This is a genomic window from Helicobacter suis HS1 (genome assembly GCF_026000295.1).
GTDB lineage: Bacteria > Campylobacterota > Campylobacteria > Campylobacterales > Helicobacteraceae > Helicobacter > Helicobacter suis.
In genome coordinates, this window is the sequence record NZ_AP026769.1 from 20,066 (window position 1) to 34,636 (window position 14,571).

The 14,571-nt window shown below is 39.7% G+C and carries 15 protein-coding genes; 9 read left to right on the plus strand and 6 right to left on the minus strand.

Annotated elements, in window-relative coordinates; all coding sequences use genetic code 11:
- Positions 1-8 precede the first annotated feature (8 nt).
- The 6 genes from OO773_RS00125 to aspA form a co-directional block, all read right to left on the minus strand.
- The gene (locus OO773_RS00125; RefSeq protein WP_104686056.1) at positions 9-719 is read right to left on the minus strand and encodes a hypothetical protein; all 711 of its coding nucleotides are present in this window, start codon (positions 717-719) and stop codon (positions 9-11) included.
- A gap of 256 nt (positions 720-975) precedes the next feature.
- A complete protein-coding gene (locus OO773_RS00130) occupies positions 976-2,622 on the minus strand; it encodes a DNA polymerase (protein ID WP_264828569.1) in 1,647 nt (548 codons plus the stop codon).
- 68 nt (positions 2,623-2,690) lie between these two features.
- Positions 2,691-3,545, minus strand: coding sequence for a 5'-3' exonuclease (locus OO773_RS00135; RefSeq protein ID WP_264828570.1), 855 nt, complete (start codon positions 3,543-3,545; stop codon positions 2,691-2,693).
- Positions 3,542-4,162 carry an FAD-dependent thymidylate synthase gene (gene thyX, locus OO773_RS00140; protein WP_006564176.1) on the minus strand — a complete coding sequence of 207 codons (621 nt, stop codon included), beginning with the start codon at positions 4,160-4,162 and terminating at the stop codon, positions 3,542-3,544. Before thyX ends, OO773_RS00135 begins: the two co-directional genes overlap by 4 nt.
- A gap of 9 nt (positions 4,163-4,171) precedes the next feature.
- The gene (locus tag OO773_RS00145; protein WP_231102877.1) at positions 4,172-5,455 is read right to left on the minus strand and encodes a transposase; all 1,284 of its coding nucleotides are present in this window, start codon (positions 5,453-5,455) and stop codon (positions 4,172-4,174) included.
- The gene (aspA, locus tag OO773_RS00150; RefSeq protein ID WP_006564178.1) at positions 5,430-6,842 is read right to left on the minus strand and encodes an aspartate ammonia-lyase; all 1,413 of its coding nucleotides are present in this window, start codon (positions 6,840-6,842) and stop codon (positions 5,430-5,432) included. The genes OO773_RS00145 and aspA overlap by 26 nt, the downstream gene beginning before the upstream one ends.
- A gap of 125 nt (positions 6,843-6,967) precedes the next feature.
- Between aspA and accB the strand changes: the two genes are divergently transcribed.
- The 9 genes from accB (at position 6,968) to OO773_RS00195 (ending at position 14,105) form a co-directional block, all read left to right on the plus strand.
- Positions 6,968-7,438 (plus strand): acetyl-CoA carboxylase biotin carboxyl carrier protein, encoded by a 471-nt coding sequence (gene accB / locus OO773_RS00155; protein WP_006565257.1) that lies wholly within the window; start codon positions 6,968-6,970, stop codon positions 7,436-7,438.
- 1 nt (position 7,439) lies between these two features.
- Positions 7,440-8,783, plus strand: a complete 1,344-nt coding sequence (locus OO773_RS00160) for an acetyl-CoA carboxylase biotin carboxylase subunit (protein WP_006564180.1) — start codon at positions 7,440-7,442, stop codon at positions 8,781-8,783.
- A 3-nt stretch (positions 8,784-8,786) separates the two neighbouring features.
- Positions 8,787-9,938, plus strand: a complete 1,152-nt coding sequence (locus OO773_RS00165) for a pyridoxal phosphate-dependent aminotransferase (RefSeq protein ID WP_006564181.1) — start codon at positions 8,787-8,789, stop codon at positions 9,936-9,938.
- A 240-nt stretch (positions 9,939-10,178) separates the two neighbouring features.
- Positions 10,179-10,817 carry a hypothetical protein gene (locus tag OO773_RS00170; RefSeq protein WP_040499146.1) on the plus strand — a complete coding sequence of 213 codons (639 nt, stop codon included), beginning with the start codon at positions 10,179-10,181 and terminating at the stop codon, positions 10,815-10,817.
- Positions 10,818-11,207: 390 nt separating this feature from the next.
- A complete protein-coding gene (locus OO773_RS00175; protein WP_080552442.1) occupies positions 11,208-11,702 on the plus strand; it encodes an AAA domain-containing protein in 495 nt (164 codons plus the stop codon).
- Positions 11,703-11,716: 14 nt separating this feature from the next.
- Complete coding sequence (locus tag OO773_RS00180; RefSeq protein ID WP_040499147.1) at positions 11,717-12,124, plus strand: hypothetical protein; 408 nt, start codon at positions 11,717-11,719, stop codon at positions 12,122-12,124.
- A gap of 39 nt (positions 12,125-12,163) precedes the next feature.
- Complete coding sequence (locus tag OO773_RS00185; protein WP_264828571.1) at positions 12,164-13,498, plus strand: AAA domain-containing protein; 1,335 nt, start codon at positions 12,164-12,166, stop codon at positions 13,496-13,498.
- Positions 13,495-13,914, plus strand: coding sequence for an AAA domain-containing protein (locus OO773_RS00190; RefSeq protein WP_264828572.1), 420 nt, complete (start codon positions 13,495-13,497; stop codon positions 13,912-13,914). Before OO773_RS00185 ends, OO773_RS00190 begins: the two co-directional genes overlap by 4 nt.
- The gene (locus OO773_RS00195) at positions 13,911-14,105 is read left to right on the plus strand and encodes a hypothetical protein (RefSeq protein WP_034376659.1); all 195 of its coding nucleotides are present in this window, start codon (positions 13,911-13,913) and stop codon (positions 14,103-14,105) included. Before OO773_RS00190 ends, OO773_RS00195 begins: the two co-directional genes overlap by 4 nt.
- Positions 14,106-14,571: the final 466 nt, after the last annotated feature.

Here is a 14,571-nt window from a genome sequence, read left to right on the forward strand (position 1 = left end):
TAGCGCGTTTACTCCTCCTCTGAGAAATCCCTTAATTGCATTTGTCGGATATGAGCGCTGTGAGCCTGTGATGTTAAAAAAAAGCCACTTAGTTCTATGTCCCCCTCTATCATCTCCCTAATAATGGTATAAACGCGCGGAAAAGCCATGCTAAAATCTGGTTTGTTAACCCGCTCTAACTCTAAATAATAATCATACATGGCCTTATAGCCCTTGCGTGGGGCGCTGCTGCCGATTGCTAAAATAGCTTCTCTTAGTAGTTCTTTGTTTACTTTGGTTTTTCTTTTATAGTAGTCTAGGCGCTTCTCACTCACATGATAGGTTCTTTTTGGATCAAAATTAAGCTTATGTTCTTTGAAGTACTTGCGCCATTCACCCAGCTTGCTAAGCCATTTCATTAGTCTTGATTGTCGCACTTCAGCCCCGCGTGTTTCATACAAGACATGCAAAACAAGCGCGGGCGCTATCTCACGGCGGCATTGATCAATAAATGATATTAGGCGGTATTTTTCCTCAAAGGTAAAATGTCTTTTTGTTATATCAAAGTCCGCCATTTCTTGGCGTACATACTTTTCTACCTCTTTGATCTCAGCGTTTCTAGGATTATAAGGGTTGTATGCGGCGCGCGTTATGCGGGGGTAGTATTTGCTAGTATCCACACCATATAAGTGCCAGTAATTGGGGACTACTTCTAAGTTTTCATCATGTGGCGTTTGCATAAAAGAACAATACAAGAAAAAACTTAAGATGACCTAGAAAAACGTAAATTCACAACTTAACGCGCGGGGAGTAGTTAAAGACTTATCACTTAGCGCTGAGTGACTAAAATACCGCCGCTTTCAATTTAGATTGACTGCCAGAAGTTCCCAAAAGAGTTATCAAAATTTTCTAAAGAAGTTCTAAAAAAATGTTAGGTATAGGTATTGGTATTGGTAGTTAAATTATTCACCTATGTATTAGAGAAGTTGATATCATCTAAACCTTTAAATCTGCCCAGTTACTAGCTATGCTAGCATGGCATTCTAATGGCACGCGTAAGGGGTAGATATTCTCCATAAGGGTCTTAATTTCTTGTTGCAACTCTCTAGCCTCTATCTCACTCACCTCTAAAATCAGCTCATCATGTACTTGTACTAGCATTTTAATATCTGCGCGACTTTCATATTTTTGATAAATCGCAAGCATAGCTAATTTAACCAAATCGCTAGCACTTCCCTGAAAAAGGGTATTAACTCCCTCGCGTAGATAATCAGCATGCAGTTTAGGGCTAGCTTGTTTAAAAGAGAAACGGCGCACATGCCCTAAAAGCGTAGTAACCTGCCCTTCTTGTAAAATACGCGCTTTCAGCTCCTCTAAAAAATTTTTAATCGTGGGGAATTTATTAAAATAACGCTCCATGTAAGCCTTAGCCTCCTCTTGGCTAATCTGCAGGGTTTGGGCTAATTTTCTAGCCCCCATGCCATAAATTAAGCCAAAATTAATCGCCTTTGCAATAGGGCGTTTAGCCTGAGCCTGATTGCCAAAAAGGGCGGTAGCGGTGTTAAGATGGATGTCCTCTTTTTGCTCAAAGGCTTTTAAGAGGGCTTGATCCTCACTAAAATGTGCTAAAAGCCTTAATTCAATCTGAGAATAATCCACCCCAATTAAAACACAGCCAGCAGAGGCAATAAAACCCCGGGCTATCTTTCTACCTAAATCATGGCGTATAGGGATATTTTGCAAATTAGGGTTAGCAGAACTCAGTCTTGAGGAGGCGGTTTTATTTTGGTAAAAAGTAGTGTGGATTTTCCCCTGAGTGTGTCGTTTTAAAAAGGGTTCTACATAGGTAGATTGGAGTTTGAATATTTCGCGGTAGTTTAAAAGTTTAGTGAGTAATACACCCACGCAAACCCCCCGCACTTCTGATTGAGCATAAGTTGCCTGCAAGGCTTTTAAACTTGCCTCGTTGGTAGAAAGCCCTATTTTGCCTTTTTTAATCCCCTTGCTTTCAAGCCCTAAATGTTCATAAAGCACCTGTGCCCACTGCCTAGAGGAATTGACATTAAGTGGCATAGAGAGCATGTTTTGCATGCTTTGTTCTAAATTTTCTAAATTCTCTTTAAATTCTTGTTGCAAAACCTTAAAATAGGCAATATCTAGCAAAAATCCATGCCCTTGCATTGTATAGAGCAATTCTAAAAGCGGGTATTCAAGTTTGTGGGCTATACCCCATAATTCTTGGCTTAAAACCTCTTTGTAATGTTTGTAGGCTTTTAAGATTAAACGCGCATTGATAGAGGCTTTAAAAAGCGCCTCTGTATCCTCTAAACCGGCTAAATCATAACCCTGCTCTCCTAAATACTGCCCTAAGGCATGCAAAGAAGGTTCTAAATAGCAATTTTCTAGCCAAGCTAAAATCCCAATATCTTCATAGCAAGTTGGAAAGGGAAAGTTATAACCCCTAAGCAAGCTACAGACCTCTTTAAGGTTATAGGCGATGAGTTTATGCTGGCTGAGTGAGTGCAAACATTGTATACTTTCTTGGTTTAAAGAAATGCAAAAAAATTCGCCCTCTTGATCTAATGCATTAAGCAAGAGCACAGCCAACCCCAGCCCCTCTTTAAGTTCTAAAATCTGAATCACACTCCCCTGAGCGCTGCTAATTTTTTCTAACGCTTCTTGTGGGGGGCAGAGATTTATTTTTTGTGGGGCTAAGGGTTTGACTTTGGGGTTATTTGTTTGAGTAGTCCAAACATTTCATAGTGCTTTAATTCTGCTTCTATCTTTAAAAGCGGATGACTCTTAGGAAAAAGTCCCTTTGTACTTAAATCTTGATTCATAAAAAGCGAGGTATTAAGAGTGGCTAACTCACGGCTTAAAAAGGCTTGGTTGTAATCTCTTCTGAGTGCCTCTATTAGTTTAGGCGAAAGTTTAAGGTTATCTAAATTGGCATAGAGGGCTTCAAGGTTAGCATGCTTTTCTAAGAGTTTACTAGCATTTTTAGGGCCTATGCCCTCCACGCCTTTATACCCATCGCTACTATCGCCCACCAAACCCTGATAATCTCTAAACTGGCAGGGCGCAATACCATATTTTTGCATGCACTCTGTAACGCCGCTTTCCTTACGGCTACTTAAATCACAAAGCACCACTTGAGAATCTACCAGTTGGTAAAAATCTTTATCAAAACTTATAATCCGTACAAAATGATCTTTAAAAGCATAACAAAGACTAGCAATCACATCATCGCTTTCATACCCCTCCACACTCAGCGCACACAAACCCATTTGCTCTATCCACTCTAAGATAATGGGCAGTTGGGTATGCAGATGAGGCGGGGCGATGCGATTAGCTTTGTAGGCAGGATCAAGGGTTTTTCTATGATTACTCTGACTTTCTAAAGCAAAAATGAGTCTATCTGCCTTAAAGCTATAAAGTTGGTGGATAATTTTAGCAAAGGCGCTTAGCCACGCTGTATTGATACCCTTTGAGGTTTGCAAATCACGCAAAGGATAGTAAAACTTAAAGAGCAACCCAAAGGTATCTACTAAATGTAGGGTTTTCATGTGTTAAGGCAGTGGGTGAAGAGATAGCGGTGATCTTCAGGCAAAGCTTCATAGAGTTTAAAGGCAAGTTTACGAATCTCCCAAAGGGCTTTAGAATCGGTGCGTAAACTCAAGAAATTTTGTAAACTCCTTGCATTAATACTAAAGGCTAGGCTAGTTTTATAACTCTCTGGCATGGCAAATTTAGCATGATCGTTTTTAATATGCTGAGTAAGTAAGAGGCGCAAATTTTCTAAAGCTTGGATACTGGCTAAATCTACCGCCTCTACCCCTGTAAAAACTAAGAATTTTTGAGCCCGCTTTAAATTTTGCTCTGGGGGTAAAAAACTAGCCTCGTCTTTAAGTTCTTTAAGAGTGTAGCGGCTAGATTTAACCGAAAAACTAGCCATGCGGTGGCGGGCAAGTTCTTGTAAGCAGGCGCGGCTAATGCCTTGTATATCAAAATTATAAAAGAGATGTTCAAGGGTAGAATTGTGGCGGTATTTATTAGCTACGCGATCAATAAGCTCTAAATCCTTGCGCCCACCCCCATCGCTGTAGGCAAAGCTTTGATAACAGGTGCGGATAGCTTCATAACAACAACTTAGCGGAGTGGCATGTTTTAGATGTACTTGCATGGATCTTTCTTAGTGGGTTGGGGGGATTAAGGGGCTAAAACCCAAGTATTTAGGCGTATAGATCGTATTTGTATAGATAATTTGTTGATTCTCCATAGGTTCTTTAAAATAACGCTCTAAGCTAGGATTTAAACGCAACAGCATGTGTTCTAAAGAATCAACACTAGCATAACTCACCCAGTCATATTCTAAATCAGCATTCAAAAGGGTAGCTGTTTGGCTCAAATAAGGGCTTGTTTTACTAATAGCACTTGTAATATAAAGATGTTTGCGATCTTTAGGTTGGGTGAGCATGAACATGGAGAGGTTAAAATTAATCTGAGAGGAGAGATACATTAAAGGCCGATCTCTACTACTTAGCATGCCAATTTGGGAGAGTAAAAGCCCGGTTTTGACAATGGAGGTATTAAAAAACACAACGGCATCTTTAAAATATTTACGCTGGTGTACCAATTCACGCCCAAAGGTGCTAGCTTTTTTAAAAGTGATTGTATCCTCATACAAAATATTAGCCCCTAAATCTTTTAAACTTTTGCTAAGCATTGCCCCTCTAAAGCTATCATCGTCATAAACCACTAGGGGTTTGTGCTGGCTTAATTCTAAAAGCATATCTACTTGAGAGGGGAAATTAATCCCACCAAAGATAAGCATGGAGGGTAAATCCATGCGTTTTTCTAATTGGTGTTTGTTGACGGTGGGAATGATAGTGGGTAAAGTTAGAGGTGTTTTAGCCACTAGATTTTGTACCCCTTCTTGGGTTAAAAGAGCAATCACAAAAGGAAAGCCTTCTTGTACGATGCTTTGATAGGTTTGTTTGAGATTATCCGGATCTTCTTGTTGGCTATCAAAAACCTTAAAGGTAAAATCATGGTTTTTAAGCGCTAAATAAGCCAAAATGGCATTCGTAGAAAGATCAGAATAACTCCCGATGACTTTTTTAGGCACTAAAATAGCAACTTTATAAGATTGCTCTTGATTTTGTGCGTTTTCTTGTTGGGGTTGGCTAGTGGCTAGTTTGGGATTGAGCCAGTCATTGATAATGGCATAATTATCCTGTAATTGGTGATCTTTAATCTCTGCAGAATAGCGCGCTAGAAAAGAAAAAACTTGTCCTTTAGCATAGAGTTCTTTTAGACAATCTGCACTACATGGCTTTAAAGCCACCACAACCTGCTTAGCAGGTGGCAGAGGAGAAAGTAAGCGGGGGCGCACTCTAGCAGAGCCAAAAGAGCTAAGAATAGCTAGAGCTATAATTCCCCTAAAATAATTAATCCTTATGCTTTTTAAAGACATGGGGGCTTACCATATTGGCAGGTTGGAAGATCTCATCAAGTTGTTCTTGTGTTAAAAGTTTGCGCTCTAAGACAATCTCATGTACAGCTTTGCCGGTTTCAAGGGCTTCTTTAGCAATGGAGGCAGATTTTTCATACCCGATATGGGGATTAAGGGCGGTAACAATGCCAATGCTATTAAACACATAATCATGGCAGATTTTTTCATTAGCAGTAATGCCTAAAATACATTTATCTACCAAAGTGTGAATCGCGCGATCGAGCATCAAAAACGAATGGAAGAGCTTATAGGCGATAATAGGTTCAAAAACATTTAGTTGGAGTTGCCCGCCTTCAGCTGCCATTGTAATAGAAAGATCGTTGCCAATGACTGAAAAGCAGACTTGATTCACCACTTCTGGGATAACGGGGTTAACTTTACCGGGCATGATAGAGCTACCGGGTTGCATTCTGGGTAAATTAATTTCATTAAGCCCAGCACGAGGACCAGAACTTAAAAGTCTCAGATCGTTACAAATTTTAGAGAGTTTGACAGAAACCCGTTTGAGCGCCCCGCTTACTTGTACATAAGCCCCTGTGCTTTGGCTAGCTTCAATTAGATCGTGAGCAATTGTAAAGGGTCTACCTGTAACTTCTTGGATTTTTTTCTCTACAATGCGTTTATAGTCCGGGTGGGAGTTAATGCCTGTGCCAATTGCTGTTCCTCCAAGATTAAGTACGCGTGTCCAATTGCGCGCATCTAAAAGGTGCTGTATGTCTTTTTCTACCATAGAAACGAAGGTTTCAAATTCTTGACCCAAAGTCATGGGCACGGCATCTTGAAGTTGTGTACGCCCCATTTTTAAAATATGGGCAAATTCTTTGCTTTTTTTATCAAAAGCGTCTTTAAGAACTTTTAGGGTTTGAACGAGTTTATCAAGCCGTTCATAGATTGCGATTTTAAGGGCTGAGGGGTAGGTGTCGTTGGTAGATTGGGAGCGGTTAACATGATCATTTGGGTGGCAGTATTGGTATTCTCCCTTTTTATGCCCTAAAATCTCTAAAGCCAAATTGGTAACCACTTCATTCACATTCATATTTGTACTTGTGCCCGCTCCGCCTTGAATCATATCCACTACAAATTGATCGTGGTGTTCTCCTTGAATGATGCGATCGCAGGCCTTACAAATGGCATCAGAAATTTTAATATCTACAAGCCCGAGTTCAGCATTAGCTAAAGCCGCAGCCTTCTTTACTTGAGCATAAGAACGGATAAAAACAGGGTAGTTAAACAGCCTATCATGGGTGATGTTAAAATTCTCCACCGCGCGCATTGTCTGGATTCCATAGTACAGATCGTCTTCAATCTCCATCTCGCCGATAAAATCATGCTCTTTTCTAGTTGCCATTTTAAGATCTCCTTGTGGATAAGATAGTGTGGCATTCTACTAATTTAAAATTAATATTGGCACAAAGGAACAATTAAACATGTTATCATAATCCAAATTCCAAACTTTAATTTTTAAGGATTGCTATGAATCCAACCGACATACAAGGTCTAATGGTTGCTTTTGATCAAAGTAATATCAGCTATTTTAAACTCAAAATGGAGAATGTAGAACTCGTGTTAAATAAGGTTTCTACTAAAAAGGGGGTGGTTGTTTCTGATCATTTACCCATCCAAACCCCCACCGCTAGCGCCTGTTCTTTAAATAGTGTAGCAGGGGCAGCAAGTGTGAGTAGTAGCGCCAAAGAAAACACCAAAGAAGATTACATTCTCTCGCCTATGGTAGGTACTTTTTATCACCGCCCCTCCCCTACGGCTAGCCCTTATGTACAAGTGGGCGATAGCATTAAAAAAGGGCAAATTATTGGTATTGTGGAGGCAATGAAGATCATGAATGAAATTGAAGCGGAGTGTGATTGTAAAATCCTCTCTATTGAAGTAGAAGATGCGACAGCCGTAGAATATGGCACCCAGCTTGTTAAAATTGAAAAACTCTAAGATGAAAAATATAGAACGCATCCTCATAGCAAATAGAGGGGAGATCGCGCTAAGGGCTATTCAAACTATCGCACAAATGGGCAAACAATCCATCGCGATTTATTCAAGTGCGGATAAAGACGCCCATTATCTTAATGTTGCCGATGCTAAGGTTTGTATCGGGGGGCCAAAATCAGCACAAAGTTATTTAAATATCCCAGCCATTATTAGCGCTGCTGAACTCTTTGAAGCAGACGCAATTTTTCCGGGCTATGGGTTTTTGAGTGAAAATCAAAATTTTGTAGAAATTTGTTCTCATCATGGCTTAGAATTTATCGGCCCTAGTGCGCAGGTAATGGCCTTAATGGGGGATAAATCTAAAGCTAAAACTTGCATGCAAGAGGTGGGGGTGCCGGTGGTTGAGGGCTCTGAGGGCATTTTAAAAAGTTACGATCAAGCTTTAGAGGTGGCCAAGCGTATTGGCTTTCCTATTATCATTAAAGCAGCCAATGGGGGCGGGGGTAGGGGAATGCGTGTGGTGAGCGATCCAGCCTTACTTAAAAATCTTTATCTAGCCGCCGAAACAGAGGCTTTAAGTGCCTTTGGAGATGGGAGTGTGTATATTGAAAAATTTATCCAAAATCCTAAACACATTGAAGTACAAATTTTAGCCGACAAACATGGCAATGTGGTTCATGTCGGTGAGCGGGATTGTTCAACCCAACGGCGGCAACAAAAACTCATTGAGGAAACCCCTGCTTTGGCGCTTAAAGAGGAGGTGAGAGAAAAATTACTCGCCACTGCCATTAAAGCGGCTAAGCATATTGGCTATGTGGGAGCGGGGACTTTTGAGTTTTTGCTTGATGCTAATGGGGTAGATTTTTATTTTATGGAGATGAATACCCGTTTGCAGGTGGAGCATACGGTAAGTGAAATGGTGAGTGGTTTAGATTTGGTAGAGTGGATGATAAAAATTGCACAAGGCGAAAAACTCCCCTCTCAAGAGAGTATTAAGTGTACTGGGCATGCCATTGAGTGCCGTATTACAGCTGAAGATCCTAAGACCTTTACACCTAATGCGGGCAAAATCAATGCGTGGATTTCCCCCGGAGGAATGGGGGTGCGCTTTGATACGCATGCTTATGCCGGCTATGTTGTCCCGCCCTTTTATGATTCCATGATTGGCAAGCTTATCGTGCATGCACCTAGTAGAGATCAAGCTATTATTAAAATGAAACGCGCGCTTAAAGAGTTTCTTGTAGAGGGGATTAAAACCACGCGCGATTTTCACCTTTCTATGTTAGAAAACCCCGATTTTAGGCGTAACCAAATCCACACCAAATATTTAGAAAGCCAAAAGGAGTAGCCAATGTATGCCTCTAAAGTAGAAAACCTTGCCCCCTCTAAAACTATCGCTATTAGCACCCTCGCCCAAGAGCTCAAGGCACAGGGTAAAGATGTTTTGAGTTTTAGCGCTGGAGAACCTGACTTTGATACGCCTAATTCTATCAAAGAGGCCGCGATTAAGGCCATTGAACAGGGTTTTAGTAAGTACACCGCTGTAAAAGGTGTTCCAGAGTTACTCAAGGCTATTTCGCATAAATTTAAACAAGAAAATGGCCTTGAGTATGCACCCGATGAGGTCATGGTAAGCAATGGGGCTAAACAATGCTTGTTTAATGCGATTCAAGCCCTTTTAAACTCCGGTGATGAGGTGATCATTCCTGCGCCCTACTGGGTGAGCTATCCTGAGATTGTGAATTATAGCGGGGGTAAAAGTGTGTTTTTACCCACTAGCTTAGAAAGTAGTTTTAAGATCACCCCTGAGCAACTCAAAACAGCCCTCACACCTAAAACTAAAATGCTCATTCTCTCTAGCCCTTCTAATCCTACGGGTATGATTTATAGCAAAGAGGAGTTACAGGCTTTAGCTAATGTCTTAGAAAAAACTAATGTTTGGGTGCTAAGTGATGAGATTTATGAAAAACTTGTTTATGAGGGGGTGTTTTATTCTTTTGGGGCTTTGCCTAACATGCTTGATCGCACCATTAGTATTAATGGTTTAAGCAAAGCCTTTAGCATGACAGGTTGGCGTGTGGGGTATTTGGGTACAAAAGATAAAACTTTACTTAAACACATGGTAGCCCTGCAAAGCCATAGCACTTCTAATATTAATTCCATTACCCAAAGGGCTGCTCTAGCTGCTCTTAGTGGGTGTGCACAGGCAGATATAGAAACCATGCGCCTAGCTTTTAAAGAGAGGCGTGATGTGGCCTTTGGAACTCTGCGTGAAATCCCGGGCTTAACCACAATCAAACCACAGGGGGCTTTTTATCTGTGGATTAAAATTCCGGGGGATTCAACGCAATTTTGCCAACAACTGTTAGAGGAACAGGGAGTGGCATTTGTACCGGGTAGTGCCTTTGGAATGGAAGGGTTTGTGCGCATGTCTTATGCGTGCTCTTTAGAGCAAATTAAACAGGGATTAGAAAGACTTAAGGTGTTTATGCAAAAGAGATAACTCTTTGAGTTGTTTAACCTGCATTGAGCGCGTATTTAGACTACTAGCTTACTAGGGCTTTGTAGTCTAAAGTAAAACTAATATAACCCTTAAGACTTTTAATTGTCTATTTTTGTTTAACAAAACATGCTTTGAATGTATTATAATGACCGTGTTTTTTGCGAGGTGTGTTTATGGCGTCGGGAATAAAGAACTTTTATTACCAAATTGATACAAGAAGTTAAAAATGCAAAGAAACGAATGGAGTGGTTTGAAAAAACCTTGCAGGATACTTTAAGCCCCTATAAAAATCATAGTGTAATTGCACCAATTCTTAGCCAAGAAAGTAGCCAAGAGGTTGTGGAGTATTTTTTACAGGCGTTTTTCTTAAATCGTGCAGATATTCCGCTCCATTGTTTTTTCTCTAATTTGTCCTTAGAGGACAAACTGGCTCAAGATATTGAAGATGAGGAGAAAAATATCACTCTTGGGGTGCGTATCCCTAATCATCCCATTTTTTCTAAGGTTCTACCTAAGGGCATGTCTTTGTTAGTACGGCGGTTTTTGCCCTATGGTGCGTCCTCTCCTGTTTTTTATCCTAATGAAGTGAGTCTGACATCTAGTGATGCTAATGCGTATGAACAAGAATTAGAGGTGGCATGTATTAAAATTGAGAGTGGGGAGCGTCAGCGTATCGCTAATAATCTTGTTAATCCAGCATGGATACAACAACTGCCAAAATTTGGGATAGAAACATCTAAAAGATTAGCAGAATGGATGGACTATTTAAAGTTTGAGGAAGAATACATTGAGTTTCACACAAGGCAGAAATTTTTAGTATTTAACGAGGATTTTTACGAGAAACAGAGAAACAGAGCTAAAGTGCGTACTGGTAATTGAAGCTGATTCATACAGAAAGCAATTAGAGTATATCCGATCGTATCTTAGTTTTAGAGGGGCAGATTGTGAGATTGTACCACTGGATGCGTCTTTACACCCTGTAGATTTTGAGCCTAACCCCGATTTTAAAAATAACAAAGACAAAAATAACAAAGACAAAAAACCAGAAAACTATAGATTTTTAGGTTATCACGAGGTTAGAAATCAAAACCTAATTGAAAAATATGCTGAGTGGTTGCGGGGCTATCTATCTGATCTATCACAGAAAAAACAAAAGAAGCAGCAAGTTGAAGATACTGATCTGTTGAAGTTACTGATTATAAATTTCTTGAAATCCAAATAGAGCTAGAAGAAGAACAAAAAGAAGTACCTGGGGTTGGGTTTTGGGGAATGTCGGTGTTAGGCGAATTAGCCCAAATAAACCGACAAAAGCGGGTATATAAAGACCTTGTAAGCAATAAAAATTGTGCTAACCCCTATCTAGCAGATTTCTTATTTGATATTAGCCGCGCACGCCAGCCTCAAACCTTAGAGTCTATAGACACTTGGTTTAATACAAATTTGAATAAAAAGCAAAGATTAGCGGTACAAAAGATGTTGGGGGCTATAGATATTGCCTTAGTCCAGGGGCCTCCGGGCACAGGGAAAACCACCGTGATTGCAGAGGCTATTTTACAGTTTGTACAAAGAGGCCAGAGCGTGCTTTTATCTAGCCAATCCCATGAAGCAATTGATAATGCGCTAGAGCGCCTCCCTAATCATCTAAGCCTTAAGGTGATTCGTTTAAAAAAGACAAGCAACGAATCAAAGATAGCCCCTATGCTGAAGAAGATGCTCTTAGGCGCTATTACAGTGCTTCAAAAGGTTATGCCCAAGAAATTCTAAACTCCCCTCGAGAAATGCAAGAGCAAATAGATATTTTAGAGGAGTGGCTAAAAGACATGGGCTATATCCAAGAGCATTTAGAATCTACAGCTACTAAGCTTAACACCCTTGATACAGAAATATCAGAGAAAAAGGCTATAAGAGATAAAGAGTTACAGGCCTATGAAGTGGCCTTAGAAGACTACAGAAAAGAGTTAGAACTAATAAAAGCATGGCAGTCTTTACAAGATTTTTTACATGCAAGATGTTCAGATATTATGGATATGGAAAGCCTGCCTTCTAGTGTAGAAAATTTTGTAAGGCATTTGTTGGATTTACATGAAGGGTGTGCTTTGAAGCGGCCTTTTGATTCTTTTGACTTTGATCGCTCTAGTCATGGGAATAAAATCCATGTATTAAAATCTTTATACCAGAATTACTAACAACTTTTAAAATTTCAAGATCAGATTCAAAAAGATGTGTTGTTTTTATTGCAATTACAAGCAGAAAATTTACAAGATACACAGGCTAAAGTCCAAATAGATCAGATCGAACAAGAACTCAAACAAGTAGAGCAGGCAATGGAGGCTGGGGAAGATTTAAATCAAAGGTGGAGGGAATTGCGCAATCAAAGAACAGAACTTAAAAATAAACACACTGCTTTAAACCATGCATGTTATGAAATATTTACAGATCATGAAAATGTGTGTGCCCCTATTGAAAATATCTTACAAGCTAGAAACTTGGCAGATTTGCTACAACGAAGGCTAAAACATCTTTCAGAGAGTAATTCTAAGATTCAAGACTGTATAAAAGCTGTGATACAGGAAATACAGACTAGGCCTATTCCAGAAAAACCGCTATACAACAACTCACTCCAACAAGAAATCCAAGTTTTACAAGAGCAACAACAAGTCCAGCTAAAATTTAAAGAGCAAAGGGAGAAACAAACTACAGAATGTTTACAAAAACTCCAAGAACTCTTAAATCTTGAAAATTCTGAGCTTAGCTTAGATGAGGGCATAAAACAGGCTCAACAAGCTAACCAAGAGATCAAAGCTAAACTAACAGAGCATAAAGAGGAGTTTGGAAAACACCAAAGACTTTTTGAAAAATGGGTACGGGTACTAGATGAAAGTTTTGTTGCAGGTGATTATAAGGAAATAGAGGACATTTTTAAACCTTGTTGTAATGTTGTGGCTATCACATCTAATAGTGGTAGCCAACAACTTGATCAACACTGGGGCTATTTTGATGTGGTGATCATTGATGAGATGTCTAAATGCACCCCTTTAGAATTATTAATGCCTTTAATGCGGGCTAGAAAAGCAATTTTGATTGGAGATCACCGCCAGCTCCCGCCTACTTTTGGAGAGGATATATACACCTATGAAGAGGAATTGATTAAAGAATTACAAGAAATGGGCGAGGAGAGCATGCTCAATCAAGATCAATCTTTTAGATTTAGAAAAATGGTGAGCGCTACTTTGTTTAAAGAATTATTTGAACAAGCACCTGAGATGATCAAGGAACAGTTAACAGAGCAGTACCGCATGCATCCAAGAATTATGAGAATGGTGAATCGTTTTTATAAAGAGCCTTTAATCTGTGCTAATCCTGATAAAGATAGATCTCATGGTTTGCAATTAGGGAAGTTTCTAACACCAGAAACTCATTGTCTGTGGATAGACACCACTACAGAAATCCAAACAAAGGATAATTACAACCAACAAGAAGCTAGTTTGATTGCCAAAACTCTTAAAGCTATGGATTTACAACTAGGGCAAAGAAAGAAAAAGTACAGGTGGGGGTGGTGAGTTTTTACCAAGCACAGGTTAGACGCATTAAAGAGAAAATCAGAAAGGAAATGGGGAGTTTTGAAAATTTCAAGGCCTTAAATGTAGATGTGAATACAGTGATTCGCTATCAAGGGAAGGAAAAACCCATTATCTTAGTGAGTATGGTGGCTACTAGGACTAAAAAAAGTCAACATGCCAACACTGCTAGATATGAATTTGTCAATGTGGCGTGGTCTAGGGCGCAAAATTTACTCATGGTATTTGGCAACATGAAAGTTTTTAAAGAACAAGAAGTGTATCTCTCTAATAAAGAAAAAGTTAAAGTCTATAGAGAAACTATACAAGATTTAGAATTTGGGTTTCCAGAATCTAGCACATGTTCTATGGAGGAATACCAAAAATCTCTGGAGGTTATTTTGAAGGATTCTAAATGAGTACCACTATTCTTAAAGAAGAAATTGTCTATCCCATTGGCGTTTATGATTTAAAACTAAGCTATAGAAAAAGGCGGCCAGTTACCGCCTTTGAAAGTTTGATCTTAGAGGTGGCATCTGAGCAACTTCCATACACTCTAAAGGAGTTGGCAGAGGTGGTGTGGATACTAGCAAATACTACCCCCGCATAACGCGCGCCGCCTACAATCCTTAAGAATGCATGGAGTTATGCGAAAAAATCAAGCAAACTTGGACATAAGAGATGTCTATAAAAGATGGCTAGAACACTTACTGCTATTTGATTAAATAAGGCAGGGCAGGAGTTTTTTAAGGAAAAGAAAACGCTAAGTAGAGAGAAAAACGAGGAGTTTACATTCTTTATAGACTACGCTAGTGAAAATAAGATGTGTTCACAAAAAGAGGAGGCATGGGGAGAAGAGATTGGGTACCGCTCTGTGGTGCTTAAGGATCCAACGCCTTTTAAAAGAGAGCAAAGTCTCTTTAGAGACACTCCAAAAGATAGAGCGAGGTATTAATGAGTTTAAAGAACTTTTGCAAAGCTGCTTTCACATTATAAACACTATGAGGCAGCATCTCAGCGATTTTGCCCTTTAACACTAGAATTAGAAATAGATAATAATGATAGTCTCACTATCC

Coding starts and splice junctions, on each gene's coding strand:
- OO773_RS00145 (WP_231102877.1), bottom strand. CDS start 5,455: ATGTCTTTAAAAAGCATAAGGATTAATTATTTTAGGGGAATTATAGCT.
- OO773_RS00125 (WP_104686056.1), bottom strand. CDS start 719: ATGCAAACGCCACATGATGAAAACTTAGAAGTAGTCCCCAATTACTGG.
- thyX (WP_006564176.1), bottom strand. CDS start 4,162: ATGCAAGTACATCTAAAACATGCCACTCCGCTAAGTTGTTGTTATGAA.
- OO773_RS00195 (WP_034376659.1), top strand. CDS start 13,911: ATGAGTACCACTATTCTTAAAGAAGAAATTGTCTATCCCATTGGCGTT.
- OO773_RS00165 (WP_006564181.1), top strand. CDS start 8,787: ATGTATGCCTCTAAAGTAGAAAACCTTGCCCCCTCTAAAACTATCGCT.
- OO773_RS00175 (WP_080552442.1), top strand. CDS start 11,208: ATGTCGGTGTTAGGCGAATTAGCCCAAATAAACCGACAAAAGCGGGTA.
- OO773_RS00180 (WP_040499147.1), top strand. CDS start 11,717: ATGCAAGAGCAAATAGATATTTTAGAGGAGTGGCTAAAAGACATGGGC.
- accB (WP_006565257.1), top strand. CDS start 6,968: ATGAATCCAACCGACATACAAGGTCTAATGGTTGCTTTTGATCAAAGT.
- OO773_RS00160 (WP_006564180.1), top strand. CDS start 7,440: ATGAAAAATATAGAACGCATCCTCATAGCAAATAGAGGGGAGATCGCG.
- OO773_RS00170 (WP_040499146.1), top strand. CDS start 10,179: ATGGAGTGGTTTGAAAAAACCTTGCAGGATACTTTAAGCCCCTATAAA.
- aspA (WP_006564178.1), bottom strand. CDS start 6,842: ATGGCAACTAGAAAAGAGCATGATTTTATCGGCGAGATGGAGATTGAA.
- OO773_RS00135 (WP_264828570.1), bottom strand. CDS start 3,545: ATGAAAACCCTACATTTAGTAGATACCTTTGGGTTGCTCTTTAAGTTT.